This is a genomic window from Flavobacterium aquicola (assembly GCF_003385115.1).
Taxonomy (GTDB): domain Bacteria; phylum Bacteroidota; class Bacteroidia; order Flavobacteriales; family Flavobacteriaceae; genus Flavobacterium; species Flavobacterium aquicola.
In genome coordinates this window covers 332,202-358,447 of sequence record NZ_QUNI01000003.1, presented here as the reverse complement: position 1 = coordinate 358,447, position 26,246 = coordinate 332,202, and the positions used below count along the sequence as shown (strand labels likewise).

At 35.5% G+C, this 26,246-nt stretch carries 26 protein-coding genes; 21 read left to right on the top strand and 5 right to left on the bottom strand.

All coding sequences use genetic code 11. From position 1 onward, the window contains the following. Window positions 1-130 precede the first annotated feature (130 nt). From C8P67_RS06705 to pruA, 4 genes are all read left to right on the top strand, one after another. Window positions 131-3,034 (top strand): DEAD/DEAH box helicase, encoded by a 2,904-nt coding sequence (locus C8P67_RS06705; protein ID WP_245980384.1) that lies wholly within the window; start codon window positions 131-133, stop codon window positions 3,032-3,034. Window positions 3,035-3,143: 109 nt separating this feature from the next. After that, window positions 3,144-4,391, top strand: coding sequence for a type IX secretion system plug protein (locus C8P67_RS06700; RefSeq protein WP_115811635.1), 1,248 nt, complete (start codon window positions 3,144-3,146; stop codon window positions 4,389-4,391). A 79-nt stretch (window positions 4,392-4,470) separates the two neighbouring features. After that, a complete protein-coding gene (gene apaG / locus C8P67_RS06695; RefSeq protein WP_077370225.1) occupies window positions 4,471-4,857 on the top strand; it encodes a Co2+/Mg2+ efflux protein ApaG in 387 nt (128 codons plus the stop codon). Window positions 4,858-4,954: 97 nt separating this feature from the next. Beyond that, window positions 4,955-6,583, top strand: a complete 1,629-nt coding sequence (gene pruA / locus C8P67_RS06690) for an L-glutamate gamma-semialdehyde dehydrogenase (protein ID WP_115811633.1) — start codon at window positions 4,955-4,957, stop codon at window positions 6,581-6,583. 116 nt (window positions 6,584-6,699) lie between these two features. On the opposite strand, the gene C8P67_RS06685 is transcribed toward pruA, so the two are convergent. Both C8P67_RS06685 and rsmG read right to left on the bottom strand, forming a co-directional pair. Next, complete coding sequence (locus tag C8P67_RS06685; protein ID WP_115811631.1) at window positions 6,700-7,374, bottom strand: DUF2490 domain-containing protein; 675 nt, start codon at window positions 7,372-7,374, stop codon at window positions 6,700-6,702. 46 nt (window positions 7,375-7,420) lie between these two features. Beyond that, complete coding sequence (gene rsmG / locus C8P67_RS06680) at window positions 7,421-8,050, bottom strand: 16S rRNA (guanine(527)-N(7))-methyltransferase RsmG (protein WP_115811629.1); 630 nt, start codon at window positions 8,048-8,050, stop codon at window positions 7,421-7,423. 107 nt (window positions 8,051-8,157) lie between these two features. Between rsmG and C8P67_RS06675 the strand changes: the two genes are divergently transcribed. The 6 genes from C8P67_RS06675 (at window position 8,158) to C8P67_RS06650 (ending at window position 13,898) form a co-directional block, all read left to right on the top strand. Next, complete coding sequence (locus C8P67_RS06675) at window positions 8,158-9,249, top strand: fatty acid desaturase family protein (protein ID WP_115811969.1); 1,092 nt, start codon at window positions 8,158-8,160, stop codon at window positions 9,247-9,249. Between the two features lie 40 nt (window positions 9,250-9,289). Then, complete coding sequence (locus C8P67_RS06670; protein ID WP_115811627.1) at window positions 9,290-10,495, top strand: pyridoxal phosphate-dependent aminotransferase; 1,206 nt, start codon at window positions 9,290-9,292, stop codon at window positions 10,493-10,495. A 338-nt stretch (window positions 10,496-10,833) separates the two neighbouring features. Further along, the gene (gene purT, locus C8P67_RS06665; RefSeq protein WP_115811625.1) at window positions 10,834-11,991 is read left to right on the top strand and encodes a formate-dependent phosphoribosylglycinamide formyltransferase; all 1,158 of its coding nucleotides are present in this window, start codon (window positions 10,834-10,836) and stop codon (window positions 11,989-11,991) included. Between the two features lie 149 nt (window positions 11,992-12,140). Next, entirely contained in the window at window positions 12,141-12,641 is a 501-nt protein-coding gene (locus tag C8P67_RS06660; protein WP_115811623.1) for a hypothetical protein, read from the top strand. 164 nt (window positions 12,642-12,805) lie between these two features. Then, entirely contained in the window at window positions 12,806-13,147 is a 342-nt protein-coding gene (locus C8P67_RS06655) for a hypothetical protein (RefSeq protein WP_115811621.1), read from the top strand. A gap of 157 nt (window positions 13,148-13,304) precedes the next feature. Next, window positions 13,305-13,898, top strand: coding sequence for a hypothetical protein (locus C8P67_RS06650; RefSeq protein WP_115811619.1), 594 nt, complete (start codon window positions 13,305-13,307; stop codon window positions 13,896-13,898). A 13-nt stretch (window positions 13,899-13,911) separates the two neighbouring features. Here the strand turns inward: C8P67_RS06650 and C8P67_RS06645 are convergent, their stop codons facing one another. Beyond that, window positions 13,912-14,772 carry an AraC family transcriptional regulator gene (locus tag C8P67_RS06645; protein WP_115811617.1) on the bottom strand — a complete coding sequence of 287 codons (861 nt, stop codon included), beginning with the start codon at window positions 14,770-14,772 and terminating at the stop codon, window positions 13,912-13,914. 90 nt (window positions 14,773-14,862) lie between these two features. On the opposite strand from C8P67_RS06645, the gene C8P67_RS06640 reads away from it, so the two are divergent. The 11 genes from C8P67_RS06640 (at window position 14,863) to C8P67_RS06590 (ending at window position 23,641) form a co-directional block, all read left to right on the top strand. Next, window positions 14,863-15,225, top strand: a complete 363-nt coding sequence (locus tag C8P67_RS06640) for a DUF983 domain-containing protein (protein WP_115811615.1) — start codon at window positions 14,863-14,865, stop codon at window positions 15,223-15,225. Window positions 15,226-15,548: 323 nt separating this feature from the next. Beyond that, window positions 15,549-16,232, top strand: coding sequence for a response regulator transcription factor (locus tag C8P67_RS06635; protein WP_115811613.1), 684 nt, complete (start codon window positions 15,549-15,551; stop codon window positions 16,230-16,232). After that, on the top strand, window positions 16,225-17,619 hold the full coding sequence (locus C8P67_RS06630) for a sensor histidine kinase (protein ID WP_115811611.1): 1,395 nt from the start codon (window positions 16,225-16,227) through the stop codon (window positions 17,617-17,619). Before C8P67_RS06635 ends, C8P67_RS06630 begins: the two co-directional genes overlap by 8 nt. Window positions 17,620-17,694: 75 nt before the next feature. Beyond that, on the top strand, window positions 17,695-18,417 hold the full coding sequence (locus C8P67_RS06625) for an adenine nucleotide alpha hydrolase family protein (RefSeq protein ID WP_115811609.1): 723 nt from the start codon (window positions 17,695-17,697) through the stop codon (window positions 18,415-18,417). A 12-nt stretch (window positions 18,418-18,429) separates the two neighbouring features. Next, window positions 18,430-19,386 (top strand): bestrophin family protein, encoded by a 957-nt coding sequence (locus C8P67_RS06620; RefSeq protein WP_115811607.1) that lies wholly within the window; start codon window positions 18,430-18,432, stop codon window positions 19,384-19,386. 106 nt (window positions 19,387-19,492) lie between these two features. Beyond that, on the top strand, window positions 19,493-20,068 hold the full coding sequence (locus tag C8P67_RS06615) for a Crp/Fnr family transcriptional regulator (protein WP_115811605.1): 576 nt from the start codon (window positions 19,493-19,495) through the stop codon (window positions 20,066-20,068). 181 nt (window positions 20,069-20,249) lie between these two features. Continuing rightward, window positions 20,250-21,800, top strand: coding sequence for a vWA domain-containing protein (locus C8P67_RS06610; RefSeq protein WP_115811603.1), 1,551 nt, complete (start codon window positions 20,250-20,252; stop codon window positions 21,798-21,800). Window positions 21,801-21,878: 78 nt separating this feature from the next. After that, window positions 21,879-22,595 carry a pirin family protein gene (locus tag C8P67_RS06605; RefSeq protein ID WP_115811601.1) on the top strand — a complete coding sequence of 239 codons (717 nt, stop codon included), beginning with the start codon at window positions 21,879-21,881 and terminating at the stop codon, window positions 22,593-22,595. A gap of 118 nt (window positions 22,596-22,713) precedes the next feature. Then, entirely contained in the window at window positions 22,714-22,998 is a 285-nt protein-coding gene (locus C8P67_RS06600; protein ID WP_115811599.1) for a GNAT family N-acetyltransferase, read from the top strand. Beyond that, window positions 22,998-23,408: an OsmC family protein gene (locus C8P67_RS06595; protein WP_115811597.1), complete on the top strand. Its 411-nt coding sequence runs from the start codon at window positions 22,998-23,000 to the stop codon at window positions 23,406-23,408. The genes C8P67_RS06600 and C8P67_RS06595 overlap by 1 nt, the downstream gene beginning before the upstream one ends. A 2-nt stretch (window positions 23,409-23,410) precedes the next feature. After that, window positions 23,411-23,641, top strand: a complete 231-nt coding sequence (locus C8P67_RS06590; protein WP_115811595.1) for a (4Fe-4S)-binding protein — start codon at window positions 23,411-23,413, stop codon at window positions 23,639-23,641. 48 nt (window positions 23,642-23,689) lie between these two features. On the opposite strand, the gene C8P67_RS06585 is transcribed toward C8P67_RS06590, so the two are convergent. Beyond that, window positions 23,690-24,247, bottom strand: coding sequence for a sugar O-acetyltransferase (locus C8P67_RS06585; RefSeq protein ID WP_115811593.1), 558 nt, complete (start codon window positions 24,245-24,247; stop codon window positions 23,690-23,692). Window positions 24,248-24,291: 44 nt separating this feature from the next. Then, window positions 24,292-25,770, bottom strand: coding sequence for a glycoside hydrolase family 130 protein (locus C8P67_RS06580; RefSeq protein WP_115811591.1), 1,479 nt, complete (start codon window positions 25,768-25,770; stop codon window positions 24,292-24,294). Between the last annotated feature and the right edge of the window lie 476 nt (window positions 25,771-26,246).

Genomic DNA, 26,246 nt, shown 5'->3' with positions numbered 1-26,246 from the left:
CTTTAGCTAGAGGAAAAAATAGATAATAATCAAATTGGCTTTAGCCGAATACTTTTTTTGGCTAAAGCCATTAATTTCTGACTTCATACCCATCCAGCTAAAGCTGGAAGCAATTCAATAATAAATCATTTTGAAAACCGCCCCCTTTCAATTCTGCTTTGATATCAGCTTAGAAAAAAGGCTAAACTCATATATTCCGACGGCTTATATAGTAGATCATTCTGAAGCGATAACGTATTTAGACAAGAAAGCAAGTCCCGAGGTAGTTCAAAGTCTTGGTGTGATTGTTGAAAATTTAGACAACAACACCAGAAAAGTTTTATCGATTTGCGAAGCACTCAAACCTGAAATTATTTTTAAGAAATTCGGCAAAAACAGTAAATCATCAAAGAACATTGAGGACTTACTGAAAGACAGCAAACTTGAATTTGGAATCCGACAATTCATAAAAACCAATTTAGAGCAGTTTTATAGTTTAGTTTCTCAAGAGGATTTCCCGTTGTCGCTGAATCTGGGAAAAGAAAAAGATTTCCGTATCAGCCGAATTACTGCTAAAAATCCAGCATTAGAAACCAGTCTTCAGTTTGATAAACACGAAAATGGGATTTCCTATACCTTGCTTTTAAAGGACGAGAAAACAACATTCTACCCATCAGATACAACAATCACACTTCTTTTGGATGAGCCGGGATGGTTGGTTGCTCATCATAAATTGTATCTTTTAAAAGACATTAACACTAAAAAAATAATTCCATTTTTGAAGAAGAAAACCGTTGAAATTCCTTCGAAAATGGTTCCTGAATATTTTGAAAAATTCATTAAGGATGTAGCAAAAAAAGCAGATATAAAAGCTAATGGATTTGAAATCGAGCTCAGAGACATAATCACTGCCTGCTCACTTCAGCTGGCGCACGATTTTTTTAAAAACACTTACTATCTCAATTTTTTATTCGATTATAACGGTTTCACTTTCGATAATAGTAAAACCAAGAAAATCCATTCTGAAATTGACACCCGTAATTTGGATGAAATCAAAGTGATTCAATACAAAAGGACTTCCGAAGAAGCTTCATTTGAAAACAAATTACTGGAACTTGGCTTTAGCAAAACTGACACTGGTTTGTTTGGGCTTTCGCCAAAGGAAGAAAAACAAGATCCCTACGCCAATATTCAATGGGCAATTGAAAATCAGGAAACGCTGGAATCTTTTGGTTTTTCGATTAAAGATTTAAAAATTGACAGCAAAAAAATAAATACTCAAAAAGTAGCGATTCAATTTTCGAATGAAGTAAAAAGCGATTGGTTTGACATCAAAATGACTGTCGTTTGCAATGCATTTGAATTTAATTTCAGTGATATTGTTCCGAACATAAAAAACCGAAACCGACTGTTTCTTTTGCCTGACGGTGACTACTTTTTGATTCCGATCGAGTGGATGACACTTTACGGTCCGATGGCGAAATTGGCTAAAATCCAAAACGGAAATCTTACTTTGCTTAAAAGTAATTTTGCAGTTTTGGATGATATTCCGGAACTCAAGAATTCTTCAAATTTACTGGCAAACATAGCATATCAGCCGTCTCCATTGGTAAAAGCCACTTTGAGACCATATCAGATTCAGGGAGTTCAATGGCTTTTGGAGCATTACAACAATGGACTGGGCGCTTGTCTGGCTGACGATATGGGATTGGGAAAGACTTTGCAAACCCTATCGACTCTTGTTGCGGTGCAGGAACAATTGGAACATCAAAAAGCCGAAGATGTTCAGCTGGATTTATTTGGTAACGAAATTCCAGTTCCAAAAGAATATCTAAAAGCTCTAATCGTTCTGCCTTCTTCACTGGTTTTCAACTGGTATAATGAAGCCCGAAAATTTACTCCGCATTTCCGCAGAGTGCAATACGTTGGCAACGACCGAAAACTGCTTTCGAAAAAACTGGAAAAATACGATGTCATTTTTACGAGTTATTCTATTATTTCGAGAGACATTTCGATTTTAGAAAAATACAATTTCAGGTATTTGATTTTGGACGAAAGTCAATACATCAAAAACAAAAACTCTAAGATTTTCAAAGCGATCAATCAGATAAAAGCAAACCATAAAATATCGCTGAGCGGAACGCCGATAGAAAATTCCCTCGATGATTTGTGGTCGCAAATGCAGTTTATCAATCCGAATATTTTAGGGAGTTATCCCTTTTTTGCAGAGAATTATAAACTTCCAATCGAGAAAAAGCAGGACGAAAACTGTTTATTGGAACTAAAAAATCTCATCGCTCCTTTTATTTTAAGACGAACGAAAGAACAGGTTTTAAAAGATTTACCTGAGCTTTCGGAACAAATTTTCTACTGCGAAATGGAACCAGAACAGGAGAAATTATACGAAGAGGAAAAATCGAAAGCCCGAAACTCTATACTGAAAACGGATGGTTCTGCAGTAGATAAAATCAGCATTATAAATACTTTGATGCGCTTGAGACAACTCAGTAACCACCCGAAAATGATTGATTCCAAATCCGAAATGGATTCAGGAAAATATATTGCCGTTACCCGTTATCTGGAAACTTTGGTGCAATCCAATCAAAAAACGATTGTTTTCAGTTCGTTTGTTTCCAATTTGAATTTTTACAAAAACTGGTGCAAGGAAAACAAAATCGACTTTTGCGAACTCACAGGAGAAACATCACTCGCTGACAGAGAATATCAGGTTTCACGATTTCAAAATCAGGAAGAACCTTTGCTGTTTTTTATCTCTCTAAAAGCTGGTGGCGTTGGGCTCAATATTACCAAAGCTTCGTATGTTGTTTTTCTTGATCCTTGGTGGAATCCTTTTGCCGAAAAGCAAGGTATTGGTCGTGCGCACCGAATTGGTCAGATGAATAAAGTCAACGTAGTTCGGTTTATTACTAAAAATACTGTTGAGGAAAAAATTATCCGTTTGCAGGAAAGCAAAAAGCTATTAGCGGATTCGCTTTTGGACGAAAATTATATCAGCACTGATATTGAGGAGAATTTGAATTTTATATTGGAATAGCTATAAGCCGTAAGCAATAAGCTATCAGCCACTCCCTAAAGCTTATTGCATCTTGCCTAAAGCCTTCCATAATAATTTGTATATTTACGACATTCGAACAAAGTCTCCAATGAAAACAATAGCCGTTTTACTTCTTTCTTTCTTTTGTCTAAGCGTAACAGCTCAAGTGGAAACCGAAATAGCTCCGCCTTACAATATTAAAACAGCTTCTTTTGTTCAGAGCAGTCAAAATGTAGTTCCCATTTTTAGATTAGGAGAATCGTTCGATTTTCAGTTTGATGATTTATTTGGCAATGAAGCTGACTACTATTACGAAATCACGCACTGTGATTATAATTGGGTACCAACTGATATTCCGAAAAGTGACTACCTATCAGGTTTTGACAGTCAAAAAATACAGGAATATATAAACTCATTTAACACTTTACAGATTTTCACGCATTACCGGCTGTCTATTCCAAATAATTACACCAAAATAAAATTAAGCGGTAATTATGTGCTTACTATTTTAAATTCCGATAAAGAAGTAGTTTTAAAAAGGTATTTTGTTTTATATGAAGAAAAACTCCCTGTTGCTTTAAAAATAAGGCGGCCAAGAACCGTTAAAAACATTTATTCAAAACACAATCTGAATTTTGAGATTAATACGGATGATTTTCTATTGCAGAATCCGACTCAAAATTTAAAAGTTGTGCTGCTTCAAAATGGTAATTTTAATACCGCTATTAAAAACATTGTTCCTCAATACAATGTAGGGAACGTTTTTGTTTATAAATATGATATGGAAACTCAATTTTGGGCAGGTAATGAGTTTTTAAATTTTGATTCTAAAGACATCAAAAATGCGAACAATTATGTGAGTTTCGTCAGCTCAGAAAATGGTATTTACAATACGCATTTATATACAAATAATGCAAAAACCAGTTTCCCGTATTCTAACTATTCTGATCTTAACGGAAATTTTTCTATCCGAAAACTGGATGGTGAAAACAACACAATTGAAGCCGATTATTCATGGGTTTATTTTAGCCTATCAGCACCTTTGGCCAATCCTAATTCCTCTGTTTATATTGTGGGAATGTTTAATAATTACATGACTACACCGGAAAACAAAATGGATTTTAATACTAAAAACGGCCTTTATGAAAAGGCAATTCTCATCAAGCAAGGTTTTACTAACTATCAATATCTCACAGTAACTAATAAAGGATTAATTGACTTAGAGAACGCTATTGACGGCAATTTCTACCAGACAGAAAACGATTATACAGTATTGGTTTACTACAAAGGAACTGCAGACAGATATGTAAAAGTTGTTGGAAAAGGTGCTGCAAATTCATTAAACATAACAAATTAGAAAACTTAAAAAATTTTTAAAAGATTATTCATTTTTTTTGTAGATTTGCTGACATATAGCACGTAATTAGCTAATTAACATGGTTTCACAAATAACAAGAGGCATTAAAATTTCGGTATTGACTAGTTTTGAAGGAACGTACTTCAAAAACTACAAGATTCATTTTGCCTTTAGTTATGAAATTACAATTGAAAACCATAGTAAAGACTCTGTCCAATTGACTTCACGCCATTGGGAAATTTACGATTCTTTAAATGATTTAGAATATGTAGACGGAGAAGGCGTTATAGGAAAAAAACCAGTCTTAAAACCTGGGGAACAGCACACTTATAGTTCAGGATGTTTACTATCATCCCCATATGGAGCGATGAAAGGCTATTTCAATATGATAAATTTCACTTCTACAAAATCTTTTAGAGTAATTGTTCCTACATTTAGGATGTGCGCTCCTTTTGCATTGAATTAATTTGACTTTAATTATGACTCTTTTAGCATAAATTCAATCTTTCCTTTGTACTTTTGCATCAAATTATATAATTGCTTACTAATTAATTATAAAAGACATGCTAAAAGGATTTTTTAATGTACCCAAAGCGGTAAACGAACCTGTAAAAAGTTACGCTCCAAATTCTCCGGAAAAAGCTTCAGTTTTATCCACTTACAAAGAAATGTGGAATTCCAAAATCGATCTTCCCTTGTATATCGGAAGCGAAGAAATCAGAACTGGAAACACCAGAAACATGACTGCTCCACACGATCACAAACATGTCGTTGGAACGTATCATTTAGCTGAAAAAAAACATATTGAAAATGCCATCGCGAATGCATTAGAATCTAGAGAAGCTTGGGCAAATATGGCTTGGGAACAAAGAGCTGCCATTTTCCTTAAAGCAGCCGAATTAATCGCTGGTCCCTACAGAGCAAAAATAAATGCCGCAACTATGATTGCGCAGTCCAAAAATATTCATCAAGCCGAAATTGACGCTGCCTGCGAACTGATTGATTTTTTACGTTTCAACGTAGAATTCATGACTCAGATTTATGCAGACCAGCCAAAATCGTCATCTGATATGTGGAACCGTTTAGAATACAGACCGCTTGAAGGTTTTGTGTATGCGGTTACGCCTTTTAACTTTACAGCTATCGCAGCAAATCTTCCTGCAAGCGCAGCAATGATGGGTAATGTAGTTATTTGGAAACCAAGTGACAGCCAAGTATTCTCTGCAAAAATTATTATCGATATTTTCAAAGAAGCTGGAGTTCCAGACGGTGTTATCAACGTTGTTTTTGGAGATGCATTAATGATTACCGATACTGTTTTGGCAAGCCGTGATTTTGCTGGAATCCATTTTACAGGATCAACTCATGTATTCAAAGATATTTGGGCAAAAATTGGAACAAACATTCACCATTACAAAACATATCCAAGAATTGTTGGAGAAACTGGCGGTAAAGATTTTATCATTGCTCACCCAAGTGCTAATCCAAAACAAGTAGCGACTGGAATTGTCCGTGGAGCATTTGAATTTCAAGGACAAAAATGTTCTGCAGCTTCAAGAGCGTATATCCCACAAAGTTTATGGCCAGCTGTAAAAGAACAATTGATTACGGATGTGAAATCAATGAAAATGGGGTCTCCAGAAGATTTTGGAAACTTTATTACTGCAGTTATTCACGAAGGATCTTTTGATAAATTGGCCAGTTTTATTGACCAAGCCAAAAAAGATACTGATGCCGAAATTATCGTTGGAGGTAATTATGATAAATCTGTTGGTTATTTTGTTGAACCGACTATCATCGTAACGACAAATCCAAAATACACCACAATGGAAACCGAATTATTCGGACCGGTCATGACGATTTTTGTTTACGAAGATGCTCACTGGGCAGAAACATTAAAATTGGTTGACACTACATCTGAATACGCATTAACTGGAGCTGTTTTCAGTCAAGATCGTTACGCTATTGAAGAAGCAACAACAGCTTTACAAAACGCTGCCGGAAACTTCTACATCAATGATAAACCAACTGGAGCTATCGTAGGAATGCAGCCATTTGGCGGAGCAAGAGCTTCAGGAACTAACGACAAAGCAGGTTCTGCATTGAACTTATTGCGTTGGGCTTCTCCAAGAACAATCAAAGAAACTTTTGTGACTCCGACAGATTACAGATATCCGTTTTTGGGAGAATAGATTTTAGTCTTAAAGCTGAAAAGGCGAAAGTTCTAAAGGCCACAAAACTAAAACCCCGCAAGATTCAAATTATTTTGAAATCCTGCGGGGTCTTATATTTTCAAATATTTAAAAACCTAAAAAGGCAAACTATTAAAAAGCATAATCTGAAATTGAGTCCTGCTGGAATTTTGCAGAACTTGCGACATTACACCCACTTCCATTTTTAAGCTTTTACTAAAACAATAGCCAAGTCCTCCATAAATACGGTCTCTATCAAAATAGCTAGGCTCTGTATTGATAAAAATTTCATTGTAGGCTGAAGCATAGATTGCATTTTTATCCATCTCTTTTTTATTAATCGGGACATTCAAAGACAAAAAATAACGCACACGCATCTTGAAATCATCTTCAATAAACCGCTGTTCGAAACGATATCTGTGCTGAATATTTACTCTTCCAAATTGCTGTTTGGTTATAAACTGCTGAAAAATTCTATGTTCATCAGTTTTTAACTTATCATCAGTCCCCGCAATATATGGCTCTGAATGAACGAAAGCATAACCTAGTAATACATTATTATTGTTTTCGGATAAATTATATCCAATTCCAGTTCTTAAAAGCAATTGTTCTAAATCTCCTGCGAAATTATAGTTACGGTACTGCACTTCATTGTGAAAATTCCAACGGTTATTTATCTTTTGATTTCCAAAATATAGAAACCAGTTTCCAACATCTGAATCTTGAGCATTTCCATTGGCAGAAATAAAAAACACCACCAAAAAACTTAATAATTGTATTCTTTTAATCATTTATTTTTATTTTTCTTCGACTTAGTGACTTTCTAACTTTGGACCGCTACACGACAAATTTCAACGGCAGATGCACCACTTTCTTGGTTTCAAAAAACTCATCTTCGAAGAAATCAGAAATATTATATTCTGTTGCTTTTGGAAAATCTTTTAATTCTTCTGTTAAATCGCCTCCTTTCAAATAGAGAATTCCGTTTTTGAGCTCATGTTTATTTTGCTTCTTGATCTTTGTTTTTATCCAAGAAACAAAATCCGGCATATTGGTCACAGCTCGGCTTACGATAAAATCGAAATCACCTTTTACATTTTCAGCACGAAGCTGTTCAGCTTTTACATTTTTTAATTCCAATGCTTCGGCAACGGCTTTTACTACTTTTATTTTTTTGGCAATAACATCAATTAAATAAAACCTTGTTTCTGGGAAAAGAATAGCCAATGGAATTCCAGGAAATCCGCCGCCTGTTCCTACATCCAGCACATAAGTTCCGGGTTCAAACTTATTTATTTTGGCAATAGCCAGTGAATGCAATATATGTTTGGTGTATAAAGAGTCAATATCTTTGCGTGAAATAACGTTGATTTTTTCGTTCCAATCGTGGTATAAAAAATCCAGTTTTCGAAACTGTTCTATCTGGTTATCAGATAGGTTGGGAAAATACTTTATAATCTCGTCCATCTTAAAAATTTTTAACAAAAGTACTGCTTTTCACTTATAAATATTTAACTCAATATTGTATGTTGAAAATTTATATTGGTTACCTTTGCAAATATTCAAAAAATTATATGAACAATACCGCGCCTACATTTGCAAAGCAAGACAATTTAAAGTTTTTTAGAACCCTAAACTCAAGAGTTAACAGCTATTTTAAAGAAAATAATATAGAGAAAACAGGTAACTGGAAAATCCATTTGAAGACCATAATTCTATTCACAGTTTTCCTTGTTCCTTATTTTTTGATACTTACTTTAGAAATGCCTTTCTGGGTGCATCTTTTGCTTGCTATCGTTATGGGAATCGGGATGGCCGGAATAGGAATGAACGTAATGCACGATGCTAATCACGGATCGTATTCAACCAAAAGCTGGGTTAATAAATTCATGGGAGGAACCATTTATGTATTGGCCGGAAATGTACACAACTGGCAGGTACAGCACAATGTTTTACACCATACTTATACAAACATCATAGGTCACGACGAGGACTTAGAAGCAGGAAGAATTATGCGTTTCTCCAAAGAAGCTGAATGGCATAAATTCCATAGATTTCAGCAGTATTACGCTGTATTTTTATATGGTTTATTGACTTTTAATTGGGCAATTACTACCGATTTTAAACAGATGAGAAATTATCTGAAAAGAAAATTATCTTATGGCGAACCTAAAAGCCCAAAAGTACTTTGGACGACTTTAATAATTACAAAAATCATTTATTTAGCCATTTGGATGGTTTTGCCAATGATCATTGGAATCACTTGGTGGAAAGTTTTGGTTGGATTTTTTGTAATGCACTACACTGCCGGATTAATCCTGAGCATTGTATTCCAATTAGCACACGTAGTTGATGAAGCAGCCAATCCACAGCCAAATGAAGCTGGCGAAATGGAAAACACCTGGGCAATACACCAATTATATACCACGGTAAATTTTGCGCCAAAAAACAAAATTGTAAACTGGTACACTGGAGGTTTAAACCACCAGATCGAGCACCATATTTTCCCGCATATCAGTCATGTACATTATGGTAAAATTGCAAAAATCGTAAAAGAAACAGCTAAGGAATGCCAATTACCATATTACGAATACAAAACAATGTCTGCAGCTGTTGTTGCACACTTCAAGCATTTAAGAACATTGGGACTAGAGCCCGCACTATAAATAATTATCTAATAGAATAAACCAAAAAATTCACAATTTAATGAGCAATCCACTTTCAGACAGAATTAACAATTTAGCTACATCGCAGACATTGGCGATGGCTGCATTGGCAAGAGAATTAAAAGCACAAGGAAAAGACATCATCAGTTTAAGTTTGGGTGAACCAGATTTTAACACGCCGGATTTCATCAAAGAAGCTGCTAAAAAAGCAATCGATGAAAACTACAGCACCTACTCACCAGTTGATGGATACCAAGATTTAAAAGAAGCTATCTGCAGAAAATTCAAAAGAGACAACGGATTAGATTACACACCATCACAAATTGTTGTTTCAACAGGAGCTAAACAATCTTTATACAACATTGCGCAGGTAATGCTTAACGACGGTGACGAAGTTATCTTACCAGCACCTTACTGGGTTTCTTATTTTGAAATCGTAAAATTATCAGGCGGTGTTCCTGTAGAAGTTCCAACTTCTGTAGATACTGATTTCAAAATCACGCCAGAACAATTAGAAGCAGCTATCACACCAAAAACAAAAATGATGTGGTTCTCTTCTCCTTGTAATCCATCTGGATCTGTATACAGCAGAGAAGAATTGACAGCTTTGGCTAAAGTATTGGAAAAACATCCAAATATCTATGTAGTTGCTGATGAAATCTATGAGCACATCAATTTCTCAGGAACTTTCTGCAGTATTGGATCTATTCCTGGAATGTTAGAAAAAACAATTACTGTAAACGGAGTTGCAAAAGCATTTGCAATGACAGGATACAGAATCGGTTACATCGGAGCACCAGAATTCATCGCAAAAGCATGTACAAAAATTCAAGGACAGGTAACTTCAGGAGCAAATTCTGTGGCACAAAGAGCTACAATTACTGCTGTAGATGCTGATCCAAGCGTATTAAACCACATGGTTCAGGCTTTCCACAGCCGCAGAGATTTAGTTGTTGGTTTATTGAAAGAAATCCCAGGAGTTAAAATCAACGTTCCAGAAGGAGCTTTCTACGTATTCCCAGACGTTTCTTCTTTCTTTGGAAAAACATTAAAAGGAACTGAAATCAAAGATGCAAATGACGTTTCTATGTACCTTTTGGCAGAAGCTTGTGTTGCAACCGTAACAGGAGACGCTTTTGGAAATCCAAACTGTATCCGTTTCTCTTACGCAACCAGCGACGAATTATTGAAAGAAGCATTACGCAGAATTAAAGAAGCTTTATCTTTTTCTGAAGTAACAGCATAATATATTTCTTCACAATTTAAAGTCCCAGTTTTCAGGTTTACCACTTGAAATCTGGGATTTTTTTATTTGGGCGTGACCCCATTGAGAAAAGGGGCTTACTTATTGTAACGCTTATTCAGCCCCTTTCCTCAACGCGGTCGGGCTATCTGCGCTACTTTGGTAGCCAGCTCCTATCCCTCACGCAAGCAAACTGCTAAACATAAAGACCCAATTTTTTCAAAAACAAGAAGCAAAATACCAAAACACATTCTAAAAGAATTCCACACAAAACCGTATTTTTGTTACAACAATTCACAACCAACTAAACCCATCATCACAACCCCAATAAACTACTTTCAATGAAAATAATGCTTCTAGGCTCCGGCGAATTAGGAAAAGAATTCACTATCGCAGCACAGCGCATCGGGCAAACCGTAATTGCTGTCGACAGCTACGAAAACGCCCCTGCTATGCAGGTTGCACACAGTTACGAAGTCATCAACATGCTTGACGGCGAAGCTTTGGACAGAATCGTTGCCAAACATCAGCCTGATTTCATCGTTCCCGAAATAGAAGCGATCAGAACGGAGCGTTTCTATGATTACGAAAAACAAGGGATTACCGTAGTTCCTTCTGCGAAAGCGGCCAACTTTACGATGAACCGTAAAGCAATACGTGATTTAGCTGCTAAAGAACTGGGATTGCGAACCGCTAATTACCGCTATGCCACAACTGCCGAGGAATTGCACAAAGGCGTGGAAGCCGTGGGCATGCCCTGCGTTGTAAAACCATTAATGTCCTCGTCTGGAAAAGGACAATCGACGATAAAAACTGCAGCCGATATCGACAAAGCATGGCAATATGCTGTAGAAGGCTCCCGTGGCGATGTGGTAGAAGTGATTGTCGAAGCATTTGTCAAATTCAATTCGGAAATCACTTTATTGACAGTTGTTCAAAACGGCAACCCTACCCTATTTTGTGCGCCAATAGGTCACAGACAGGAGCGCGGCGATTATCAGGAAAGCTGGCAGCCTGCAAAGGTATCCGACAAGGATTTATACGAAGCACAGGACATGGCCGAAAAAGTAACCGAAGCCTTGGGCGGAGCGGGACTTTTTGGCGTGGAATTTTTCCTTGCCGATGACGGTGTTTATTTCTCTGAATTATCACCAAGGCCACACGACACCGGTATGGTAACTTTGGCAGGAACTCAAAACTTTAATGAATTCGAACTGCATCTGCGTGCTATTCTGAGTCTGCCAATTTTTGAAATCACTTTAGAAAAAGCTGGTGCAAGTGCAGTAATTCTAGCTTCTGAAAATTCAGAAAATCCAACATTTACAGGAATAGAAAAAATCGCAGCTTTACCAAAAACCGATTTTAGAATCTTTGGAAAACCAACCTCAAGACCCTATCGCCGAATGGGCGTTGCTTTAGTTAATGACACTCTTGACGCTAATATTGAAGAAATAGTAAAAAAAGCCCAAGCTGCCGCAGGATTAATAACCGTTCAATAATTCTTTACTACAATAGATTTACCAAAATACCCGCTGTTGTGGGTATTTTTTTTTGCGTTAAAAACTCCAAACAGCAATAAGTAGGAAAAAGATGCAATATATCTGCATTATTTCAATATCTTAGTCAGCGAACCAAAAGACCAAAATATATGGCTAATCTTACTTATAACAGAATCCACACCGTGATTTCGGAAACGGCTATCGAGTCCATCAAAACCAATTTACGCCACATTAGTTCCCAGCTTCCTTATATTGGGCTGACTGTTGATGAAAAAAAATCCTTTCGCGGTATGGATGTTGCCAATAAGGCTTTTACCGAGGACTGCATCCAGCTGCTTCGCTCGAATGGTGCCGAAACAATGCCCTCTTACATTAAAATCGAAAATATTATTTCTGATTTCAGTTTATTCAATCAGCTCGACGAACTTAAATCCATTCTCAATCAAGTCATCAATCAGGTCGATGATGCACAGCGTATTGCAGGAAAAGAAGCCTACGACACTGCTTTGCAGGTATACAAATTGTACGAAGCTGCCGCACAAGCGGGCGTGGCGGGATCTCAAACTTCATTTGAAAAACTCAATCAAAGGTTTAAAAAGAATACTGGAAGAAAAACGGACAATAGTTTGAAAAACAAACAGCCAAAATAGTCATATACAACTATTAAATTGTTATTTTTAACTATAAAATTATTATTTATAACAATAGAATTGTTTTTTAAAACTATTAAATTATTATTTAAAACAATTTAATTAATATATTTAACAATTTAATATATGAATTTCATAATCCACATTCCTATTTTAATCAAACGATGAAAAACACTATACACATTGGAAAGCTTCTGCAAGATTATATTAAAGAAAATAATGTATCAAAAGCTGCATTATCTAGGGCTTTGGATCTGAATTCAGCAAATTTTGAGACTCGCCTTAAGCAATCGTGGATTCGTACCGATATTTTATTAAAGATAAGCCACCTGCTTCATCACAATTTCTTTACCGATATTGGAACCACACTGCCTAAGGAGTTTTCGTCAAAACAAGTGACCGACAAAACTAAGGATGAACAGATTAGCGCCCTAGAACTCGAAATCATAATACTCAAACGGGAGCGTGACATGCTGAGCAGCCTGATTAGTGAGAAAATAAAATAGTTGGCAATAATTTTACCTTAAACCTCGAATAGCAGTTGGTGTCTTTTCTGCATGTTTTTTAAACAGTCTTTTACAGGACTTTAACTTAATAATCATACTCCTTTTTATTTAAATAATTGAAAATTAATTCTTACTTTCACAAAAAATAAAAAGCCTTATGATTTCAACTTTGCGCAGCTTCATACTTATTATAATTTTCACATTTGTTTTTTCAAATCCAGCAAAAGGACAGCCAAGAGTTGGCAACTCTATTAAAGCTTCAATAGGATTCGGACTTAGTACTTCTAACAAAATGGAGGGTTACGGAAATCAGAATGAAGTGGATGTTGACGGAGGTGGTTTTTATGCACAAGGTGAATATATTTTCGGCATAACTAAATGGTTTGGATTAAGACCTTACGCTGGACTTGTCATAACATCAACAGATGGTGGTAATCCACATAACCAGCCTAACTATAAAGTCACAACAGAAGCTTTTTTACTAGGAGGAAAAGCACGTATTTGCGCACCAATTCCTTGGATAGCACCTTTTATCGAGACAGGCATTGGAACTTCAATTGGTTCATTTCAAACTTTCACACCTTCAATTAATTACAAAAAAAATACCGCTTTATTACATATCCCTTTGAGTTTTGGCCTTCTTCTAGGCCCTAAACATAATATAGAAATTGCCGCAACTTATTACTTTACCCCAGCTGCCAACCAAGTATCCGGAGCATTGGCTGCTGGATTTTCTTTTCCTATAGATTGATAATAAAAAAATATTATTTGGAAGCTCGAAAAGCTGTCGGTGTAATTCCTGCATGCTTTTTAAATAGCCTTACAAAATAAGAATAGTCATCGAAACCCAGCTCTGATGCAATTTCGCTGACTGTTCTTTTTTTATCCATCAGCATTCTTTTGGCTTCTAGAATAATTCTGTCGGTAATAACCTGAGTTGTGGTCTTTTTTAAGATTTCATTGCAGATTCTGTTCAGATGCTTTAACGTAATATGAAGCTGGGAAGCATAAAAAGAAGGTGCTTTTTCGGTCCAGAAAAATTTCTCCAAAAGCAGATAAAAATCTTGGATTCTCGAATTATACGAATGTGTTTCCAAGATATACTGATCATTATATTTCCTTGTGATTTCGATGTGAATACTGTCCAATAGATTCAGAATTTTGTCCTGTTTCATAATTCTATTTCCCTGATATTCTTCCAGCATCGCATAAAAATAAGGAACGATCCCATTCAATTCATTGGAATCAAAAATCATTTCAGGCGAATTCCCCAGTGCAGAATAGAATGGAAATGTCTCTATTGTTTTTTGTCCAAAATACAGATTGTACATTTCCTGCGAATAAAAAACAACAAAACCATCAATATCATCAGACAGATTCCAATGGTGCATCTGCCCTGGCTGGAGGAAAAACATACTTCCAGACTGAATCCTGAAAGTATCAAAATCGATATCATGCGTACCTGATCCATTAGTAAAAAGTACTAACACATACGAATTATGTCTATGCGGTTCTTCGACAAAACTATGGTCAACCAAATGATTTTTGAAGGTATTAATATAAAAATCACTGCCAACAGCATTACAATTGAACCGTTCGATAGAATATACGGGATACTTTTGCATAATTCCTAATGTCTTTTTTGTGCTATAATTAGCGAATATAGAAAACTTCTGGGTCACGAATATGAAATACCTTTGAAAAAAAATTAAAACATGTCACACTCACTGCTGCATATTCTGAATAACGACTGTCCTCATTGCCTTAAAGGAAAAGTTTTTAACGAAAAAAACATATTCTTAAATATTGGCTTTCCAAAAATGAATCAATATTGTCCGCATTGCCATTTTAAATTCGAGAAAGAACCTGGTTATTTTTTTGGTGCGATGTATGTAAACTACGGCCTGACTGTAGCCCAAGGAATTGCAACTTATTTAATTGCACATCAGTTTTTTACTGAAACATTCGATTTACGAATCATTGGCATTATAACTGCAGTGATTTTAGTGATGGCTTCGTTTAACATTCGCCTTTCAAGGTTGTTATGGATTTATATGTTTAAAAATTATTCCATTTAAAGGGAAGACTCAAAAAAAGTTAACCACTACCTAAGCTGTCAGCGCCTTTACATTAAGGGTTTCTTACTGGAGTTTTTTCAAAATTTAATTCTCGCAAAGGCGCGAAGACGCAAAGAAGACCTGTCATAACTTTGCGCCTTTGCGCCTCTGCGAGGGCAAATCAAAACTTAACTTAATGAGATTGCCTCCCCAAGTCATAGCGGAAACTACTGCACAATAAACCACCATTTCGAAAAAACTTTCTAAAAAAAACCTTAAGAAATCCCAACTTACTGAAAATTACATTTACATTTTTTTATGTTTGCAAAAACAAACACTTGTAAATGAAATTATTGATTGTTGAGGACGAACCCAATTTGTTATCCGTTTTAAGAAAAGGATTTACCGAAAATAATTTTGAGGTGAGCGTCTGTCTTGACGGAGAAACTGCTTTGGAAATGATTCAAAACAACGATTTTGACGTTGTGATCTTGGATGTCATGCTCCCAAAAGTAAACGGAATCGAAATCTGCCGAAGATTAAGAGCCATCAAGAACTTTGTTCCCATCCTGCTGTTAACTGCATTGGGAACTTCGGAAAATATCGTAAACGGATTGGAAAACGGTGCCGATGATTATTTGGTAAAACCATTTAAATTCACCGAACTCAATGCGAGAGTAATGGCTTTGGCAAGAAGAGCCAATCTCGACACTCAAAAACCAGACATCATAAAACTCGAAGATTTAGAAATAAACGGCAAAACCAAATTGGTACACCGAAACGGCAAACCTATACTTTTGACGCATAAAGAATTCAGACTTCTTTATTATTTGGCCAAAAACAAAGGAACAATCGTTTCTCGAAATCAGATTCTGGACAATGTCTGGGACATCAGTTTTGACATGAACACCAATGTTGTGGATGTGTATATTAACTATCTTCGTAAAAAAATCGACAAACCTTATAACACCAAAATGATCCAGACCATCAAAGGTTTTGGTTATATATTACAAACTGAAAATGAATAATATAAAAAAGAAAATTACTTATTCGTACGTTATTCTTTCGACCATAAGCACCGTTTTGTTGTGTATTTTGGTGTTTTTCTTATTTAGAAGCAATAATCAATATTACTTTTTGAAGCGTTTGGAAGACCGTGCAAAAATTGTTGCTTCGATTCATTTTCAAAAGGATCCTGAAAAAATCAAGTATTACAAACAACTTAAAAAAAATGGGCTGGAAGAATTAATTCAAGAAGAAGATTTTGTGCTTAAGGTAAATAGTCAGGATACTTTTGAATACAATACCAAATTAAATCTGCCCAACGAATTTTATACCAATGTTTTAAAAAACGGGAAAGAATCCTTTGAAATAGACAACAAATATTACTTAGGCCAGATTTTTACCGAAAACGGTCAAAAATACATTGTTATTATTGCAGCAGTTGACCGAAAAGGCCATCTCACAACGGTTTATATTACAAGAATTATGATTCTTGGAATTGTCGTTTTCCTGATTATATCCTTCTTTCTAGGAAGATTATTAGCCAAAAAAGTAATTATTCCAGTTTCAAACATTGCAAAAGAGGTAAAAAGAATCAGTGCTTCCAATTTATCCCGAAGACTGCAGAATGAGGGAAACACTGGTGAAATAGCCGATCTAACTTCGACTTTCAACGATATGCTCGACAGGCTGGAAACGTCATTTGAAATTCAGACCAATTTCATTAATAACGCTTCACACGAACTTAAAACACCAATCACTACCATCATTGCCGAAGCAGAAATTATGCTTCTGAAAGAAAGAGAAAAAGAAGAATACATCACTTCATTGGAAAACATTTACAGGCAGTCGTCCAAATTAGGAAGCCTGACTGAGAGTCTTCTAAAACTTACCCAAACTGGTTACGACGGCACGAAACAAGTGCAGAATGTGGTTCGCATGGACGATTTACTATTTGAAGTAAAAACCGATTTAGACAATTTTTTCCCAGATAATAAAGTAAGTATCAAACTGGATGTTTCTGCAAGAGACAGCAATTATCTGTCAATTCCATGCAACAAAAATTTATTGGAATTAGCCATAAATAACATTGTCGCAAATGGTGTAAAATACTCGGACAACAAGGAAGTTTTTGTTAATCTAAGTGCAACCAAGGATATTATCAAAATTGTAATCAGCGATATCGGGATTGGGATTCCATCCGAAGACATTCCGCATCTTTACGAGCCTTTTTTCAGAGGAAAAGAAGCCAGCAGTAAATATATCGGTTACGGTCTTGGGTTGCCATTGGCCATGAAAATCATCCGAATGCATAACGGCGAACTACAGATTCAATCCGAGAAAGACAAAGGAACTATTGTGACTATTCTATTCAAAAAAACCAACATTAAAAATTCTAATGTTAATTCTTAGAATTTTCTAATCTTCTTTTAAACTGACTCTAATGTAGCAGGATTTACTTTGTAAGTACAAAAAACAGATGTACTTATGAAAAACTTTTTAATACCAACACGACTAACTCCTGACACAATATCAGCAGTTCAAACAGCCATTAATCATTCTAAAAATGGAAATACCAAAATTATTCTTTTTTTAGTTACTGATGAAATTAGTTCCTTCTCGGCGGCTCAATACCTGAGAGAGCAAGACAGTCAAATAACCCACAAAGAGCTGGACGTTTTAGACAATTGTCGTGATTTAATTGAACACTTTCCTAATTGCAAATTAGAATTCAAACGCCAGTCTGGAATCACAGCACCACTACTAAAAAACTTTCTGCAGTTTCATTCCGTTGATTTGATTCTGCTGACAAAATCAATAATCACCAGTAAAAAAACAGTTCACAGTAATCTGGTTCAGATTATTGAAAATCAAAAAACACCTATTTTACGCCTTATCAACGACAACACCACGAAGCTGAAAAAAGCAATTTATCTGGAAAATGCCCTTTCGCGTTTAAACATTGATGATATCCAGCAATATATGCAAGACCAATTTCCGTTGCAAAAAATTAGTCAGGTTCTAAAAAAAGAACAGGAAACTGCCGAATACATCAACTTACTATTATCCAAAGTTTTAAAAGAAAATGACATTGATTTTGTTATTGAAACCCGCACCTCCGAAAGGTCAAAGATTAAAAACAAAAAACAAAGCGAAATCAATCAGCATTTAGACATACCGGTTTTGTCACTGCATGAAGAAACCGTTTAATACAACTACATTATGCTGCTAAAAAAGAAAATACCGCTAAGCTATATTTTGGGTAAAATTAAATTTGAACTTGTAATAGTATTGGTATACACTTGTCTTTTTGATCTTTTTCACCGGTTAAATCCAGAGCTGAATACCGAAATCCCAATAGCAATTCCTTCAGTAATCGGAACGGTTATTTCATTATTGCTTGCATTCAAATCCAATCAGGCCTATGACCGTTGGTGGGAAGCACGAATAGTATGGGGAGCCATAACCAATGATTCTCGATCGTTTATAAGACAGCTTGCCACCTATTACAAAGATCCTGTTTTTTCGATTGAAGCCACTAATTTCATAGAAAAAATGGCAAAAAGACAAGCTGCATGGTGTTATGCCTTAGGAAATGCCTTAAGAGGGGAAAATGCATACAAACCCATCAAAGGGTTATTAACGCCAGAGGAATTTGATTATGTTCAAAAACACAAACACGTACCCAATGCATTGTTGATGCTGCACGGAAAAGACCTGAAAGATGCTCTTCGTGAAGAAAAAATAAATGCTTTTCAGCAAATTGAATTAGATAGAACGTTAACCAATTTTTGCGACCACATGGGAAAATGCGAACGTATAAAAACAACAATTTTCCCAACAACATACGGATTGTACATTCACATGACCATCTATTTATTCATCATACTGCTGCCGTTTAGTTTACCTACCATGCTGCGATGGTTAGAAATACCACTTGTAACTATCATAGCGGCTGCATTTTTCTTGGTAGAAAAAATGGCAATTCATCTACAGGACCCTTTCGAAAATAAACCGACTGATACTCCTGTTTCTACAATTGCCAAGAATATTGAGAAAAATTTAATGCAGATGGTCAATGAATACAATGATGAATATTCCAATACGTCAGAACATTTCGAGTCGAACACACATCGCATACAAACAAAAAAAAGAAAAGAAGACTATTATATTTTATAGGTTAAATAATTGTGTCTTCACCCAAGACCTGCAGGAACAGAGTTTCCTGCAGGTTTTTTTATGCTTATTATTTTACAGACAGCTAAATAATTGTACATTTGAAAGAATGAACTCTATCCTCGAAAACATCAATAAGCATGTTACTTTAACGCCAGAAGAACAAGAATTTTTTTTATCTAAAACAGAAACACAGCAATACAAAGCCAAAACCGTTTTACTTAATGCAGGAGAAGTCTGTACACAATCCTATTTTGTAAATTCGGGTATATTGCGAAGCTTCAATATTAATGATAATATTGTAGAACATGTTTTGAGTTTTGCGTGCAGCGGGTGGTGGATCAGTGATATGTATAGTCTGCTTTCGCAAAAGCCTGGAAACCTTTTTATTCAGGTTATAGAAGATGCCGAAGTTGTCATATTATCCAAAGAGAATCAAGAAATTCTGTATAAAGAAATACCCCAGCTAGAGCGTTTTTTCAGAATTTTAACCGAAAATTCATTAGTAGCAAATCAGCAGCGTTTAATGGATAATTTAAGTTTAACCGCCGAAGAGCGTTTTGAAAAATTCTGCAAAAAATACACCAATTTAATTTATAGCGTCCCCCAAAAACAAATTGCTTCTTATCTGGGAGTTACACCAGAGTTTTTCAGTAAAATGAAAAGTAAAATGTTGCGAAAATAGCACTAAAACGATTACATCCTTAATACTCATCTATTGAGCAAATATATGCCTGTTCTTTTCAAACATAATTTAACAAGATTTAACAACTAAAATATAATATTATTAAAACAATTCTGTTTATAAATTTTGATGATTAATCCCTATTTAAACCATCTTTTTTTAACTCCTAAAACATTCCTAAATGAAGAAAAAACATTTTATTTTAGTGTCATTTGTATTGCTACTATTAACCAATTGTAAAAAAACAGAAAGTGTAGAAGAAAAAGTCTCAAATATAACTTTGTCTGCACCTCTTCCATCCGAGGAATATCAAGAAATATACACTGTTGAAACAAATGATGAAAGCTATGCAGAAGTAGAAGAAAACCCTTTTGAATCTCCAAAAACTGCTCCTCTTTCCACTTTTTCGATAGACGTCGATAATGCTTCTTACACCAACATTCGACGATTTATAAATAATGGGCAAAAAGTTCCCGCTGATGCTGTCCGCGTAGAAGAAATGGTAAACTTTTTTAAATACAGCTATCCTCAGCCTAAAGACAATAACCCTTTCTCTATCAACACAGAATACAGCGCCTGTCCTTGGAATGAAAATCATAAATTATTAAAAATAGGTTTACAAGGAAAAAATATCCCAATGACCAATTTACCAACATCTAATTTGGTATTTCTTATTGATGTTTCGGGATCGATGGATGAAGATAACAAACTACCGTTGCTAAAAGAATCAATGCGGATTTTAGTCAAAGAATTAAGAGCAAAAGACAAAGTTTCTATTGTGGTTTATGCTGGTTCTGCCGGAGTAGTTTTATCTCCAACATCGGGTGATGAAAAAGAAGTTATTATGGATGCATTTGACGAATTACATGCCGGCGGAATCACTGCAGGCGGCGAAGGAATAGAATTGGCATATAAATTAGCAGAAGAAAACTTTATAAAAGAAGGAAATAATCGAGTGATAATTGCAACTGATGGGGATTTCAATGTGGGAAGTTCTACGGATAAAGACATGGAAGATTTGATTGAAGAAAAACGAAAATCAGGCGTTTTTTTGACCGTTTTAGGATTTGGAATGGGTAATTATAAAGACAGTAAAATGGAAATTTTGGCGGATAAAGGAAACGGAAATTACGCCTATATTGATAACATGCAAGAAGCCAGCCGTTTTCTAGGTAAAGAATTCAAAGGTTCTATGTTTGCTATTGCAAAAGATGTAAAAATTCAAATAGAATTCAATCCAAAGCATGTGCAGGCGTATCGACTGATTGGTTATGAAAACCGAAAACTGAAAGCCGAAGATTTTAAAAATGATGCAATTGATGCTGGTGAATTAGGAAGCGGACATACGGTTACCGCCTTATACGAAATAATTCCAACAGGAGTTCAAAGTAACTTTATTCCTGATGAATTAAAATATTCGAAAAATAAAACGGCAACAGCAAACTATGATGATGAACTGGCAACCGTAAAATTCAGATATAAAAAACCCGATGGAGAAAAAAGCATAGAAATGATTCAAACCATTACTAATTCATCAATTGGATTAAGAAATGCTTCTTCAGATTTTAAATTCAGTACTGCTGTAGCTTGGTTTGGCTTAAAGTTAAAAGAATCAAAGCTAATTACAAACACTTCTATTGAAGCAATAAAAAACCTAGCTAAATCAGGCTTATCTAATGATGAAGATGGATATAAAGCCGAATTCATAAGACTTGCTGATAGTGCTAAATAATTTCTTAATCTAGGTTAAGTGCCTTTTGCTTACATCTGACGTAAATTTGTATAACAAAAATCACTAAACATTTATATCATGGCAACTACAGTTTTACACAAAGCAGATACAAGAGGACACGCAGATCACGGATGGTTAAACGCATACCACAGCTTTAGCTTTGCAAGCTGGTACAATCCGGATAGAGTACAATTTGGAGCATTACGCGTTTTAAACGATGACACAGTAGCAGCGGGAATGGGTTTTGGAACACATCCTCACGACAATATGGAAATTATCACTATTCCACTTGAAGGTGATTTGGCTCACAAAGACAGCATGGGAAATGCTGAAACCATCAAAACCGGTGATGTTCAGGTGATGAGCGCAGGAACTGGAATCCAGCACAGTGAATTCAATCCAAACACCGACCAAAGAACAAAACTTTTCCAAATTTGGTTATTCCCAAAAGTGAGAAATGTAGAACCTCGTTACCAGCAGATCACTTTGGACACCACAGAACAAAAAAACAATTTTGCTCAAATATTATCTCCAAATCCTGATGATGCCGGAGTTTGGATTCACCAAGACGCTTGGTTTCATTTAGCCGATTTTGAGGCTGGGTTTGAAAAACAATACGAATTGAAAAAAGAAGGAAACGGTCTTTATGCCTTTGTAATTTCTGGAACTATCACTATTGACGGTCAGGAATTGGAAACTCGTGATGGTTTAGGTATAACTGATTTCAAAACTTTGGACATCAAAGCAACCACTGACGCGAAATTTCTGTTAATGGAAATTCCGATGGGGTATTAATGAAGCTGCTAAGTCTCTAAGATTCTAAGAAAGAACTTAGAATCTTAGTAACTTAGAATCTTTAAACTTAAAAAAACTTAGAAACTCAGCAACTTTGTAACTTAGAAACTTAAAGAAAATGAACGAAGAAGTACAATTAGAGATAAACGACAAAAACGGTTTTTTCCACATCGATATTAATGACAAAACCGAAGCCAAAATGACTTTTGTATTCGCTGGTCCTGATAAAATCATCATTGACCATACCGAAGTAAACGAAGGCAATAACGGAAAAGGATACGGCAAAAAAATGGTAGCCAAAGCAGTAGAATTTGCAAGAGAAAAAAACATCAAAATTATTCCGCTTTGTCCTTTTGCTAAAAAAGTATTTGATAAAACTCCCGAATTTAGAGACGTATTATAATGGAAGAGCTTTTTGAAAATGACATACTTGGGCGTATCGGTACGCAAAAGTATTTGTGCAACATCACTTGGAGAAACGGGCAGTTTCTTATGGATGAACCCGAAAATGTTGGCGGAAGGGATTTAGGAATGGATCCGTTTTCTACATTACTGGCTTCTTTGGCAGGCTGTACACTCTCGACTTTGAGAATGTACATTGACCGAAAAGAATGGATTATTCCAGAAATAAATATTTCATTAAATTTATATCAGGAAACTATAGACGGTCAATTGACGACAACAATCAGAAGAAACATCATTTTCTCGGGAGAAGTTAGTGCCGAGCAAAAAGACCGATTGTTAATCATTGCCGATAAATGTCCGATCTCAAAATTACTAAAAGGAAAAACAATCATTAACACAACTATTTAGCCATGGACCCAAAAGACATCAAAAAAGAATACTCCAATGGTGAAGTAACCATTGTTTGGCAATCCGGAAAATGCATACATTCTGCTATGTGCGTTAAAAATAATCCCGATGTTTTTCACCCAAAAGAAAAACCATGGATTTTACCCGATAACTCAACTACTGAAAAAATTATAGAAACTGTCAACAAATGTCCATCGGGAGCTTTGAGTTTTTATATGAACAAAAAGAATTAATACAAAGTAATTAGTTCCTAGTCCTTAAACAATTAAACGATTAAACTTTTACTCCTCATTCAATTTCCGAATCACTTTGGCAGGATTTCCAACTGCTAAAGAATTCTCGGGAATATCTTTGGTTACTACAGATCCAGCACCGATTACACAACCGTTACCGATAGTAACTCCCGGACAAATTACAGAATTCCCTCCTATCCAGCAATCATCACCTATTGAGACAGGTTTTGAACTTTCAACTGTTCTTCTTTCAATGGCATTCAGCGGATGTGTTGCCGTGTAAATATGTACTCCAGGCGCAAAGAAAACATTATTTCCAATAGTTACTTTCATCGTGTCCAAAACGACACAATTGACATTGAAATACACATTCTCGCCCGAATGGATATTATAGCCATAATCACAGTGAAACGGCGGTTCTATGTACAATCGCTTATGAGAATTAGGCATCAGTTCTCTAAGAATTGCACGTGATTTTCCATTCATCAGATATTCGGTAACGTTCAATTTGTGCAATAATTTTTTTGCTCTGGTGCGTTCTTCTGTCAGCTGTTTATCATTGGCAAAATAAATTTCACCCAAAAGCATTTTTTCTTTTTCGGTCATTTTAAAAAATTATATTTTTGAAAACTATAAAAATAGTATACCGTTTATAATCCCTTTATTTTCTTGCTGTCCAGCAACGCTTCAAGCAATTCGGCCATATCAATTACGGCGTAAGTAGAGGAATAATCGGAAACTGCATAAGGCAGTATAAGACTGTTATTGTGAATTATAGAACCACAGGAATAAACCACATTTGGCACATAACCTTCACGCTCTTCTTCTAAAGGAGCCAATAAAGGCTCAGGAAGTCTTCCAATTTCTTTTGATGGATCTTCCAAATCAAATAATGAAGCTCCAATACAATACCGTCTCATCGCTCCTACACCATGGGTTATAACAAGCCAGCCCTGCTCTGTCCATAATGGTGAACCACAATTCCCGACTTGCGTGAATTCCCACGCATATTCAGGTTTCTGAATTAGCTGTGGAGTTTTCCATTCATTCACTTTTGATGAATACATTAAATAATTATTGACGCCGTCCATTCTGCCCAGCATTGCATATTTCCCTTTAATTTTCTTAGGAAACAAAGCCATTCCTTTACCAGTTGACCCCTCGCCGTACAAAGGCATTACTCTAAAAGTATAAAAATCTTCGGTAGTAATTAATTTAGGAAGAATAGCATGTCCGTTATAAGCAGTGTAGGTTCCGATTACACTTTCTGAACCATCATCATCTGTAAATCGCACAAAACGGGCATCTTCAATTCCGCGGCTTTCTGCTTCAGAAATTGGAAATATAACACGTTCTGAAATATCCGAATCATGTTTGAATTGTATATCATAAAAAGAATTCATCACCCAAAGCACTTCTTCGAAAGCTTCTTTCTTTTCTTTATTAATATTTGGATTTTCTAATTCTTTCTTTAGCAGATTTTTGAATACTGAATATTCAAATACTTCCGGCAGATCAAGCAGGATTGAAGAATAAATATCTAAAGTATGAAGTTCTGCTAGCTTGGAAAGAATGCGCTTTTTATTGAACATCATTTTATGCAGCACCTCAGCTTTATCAATACTATCACCAATTCGCATCATCTTTAGACTATTGTCTTTATCGATAATTCCTCTTCTAAATACAATCGATGAAACGTGTCCCTCACCAGTTGCCCGAAACGAAATAACGACGCGTTTCTCTCCCTTTTCCAAACCAGACTGATCAAAATCTTCGACTATGGACGGATTGAAAAATGCAGCAGATTCAATGGAATATTCCATAGTAAGATAAGAGCCAATAAGCATCTTTCGCTCCTCTGAAAGATCGGAATCATTGACCTGCATGTGCTTAAGGATATGTTTGGACTTATCATAGTGCCTGTGAAATAAAGCCGAAAGATTGCGATGCCGTCTTGCAAATTCTCTATTTATTTGTTCCAAAGTATTATTGACTTCGGTATTACTCATCATCAATATACGGCCAATCAATTCTTTGGTCCTTTCTTCTCCGTTCATAAAATATCTAGCAACAACTCTGCTAGAATCAGGTGTGAATTTTATATTTTTTCGAGTAACAGAGACTTTCATAGATTTTCCTTTTAGTTATAACTCAACGGTAATATTTTTCTGTTTATTGTAAAAACAGCTCAATTATAACTTCCTGTTGCTGCTACATCATATAATTAAATCACAGCGGAAGTTTATTTTTAATCCATTATATTCTAAATAATCTTTCTATTAAAAAAACACTGCATGAAGAAAAAATTACATTTTCGATTGCAGTGTGTTATCAAATATACAAAATAATCAAATTATAAAACTGATTAAAATCAACCACAGCTAAGATTTACATCCAATCACCCCTTGACTTATTTACCTAAGAATTTGGAAAAAACATGAATCCATTTTTTAAATACACCTCATATTCTCTGCCATTCGGAAAAGTTATTATGAAAACTAAATTTGCATGAGGGATTGAAACGGCATCCCCGATTTAGAAAAACAAGGCTTTTTTTGCCGTAGTTTTTGTTAATTGGGAATACAGTGGAAAGCCCGACCCTTGC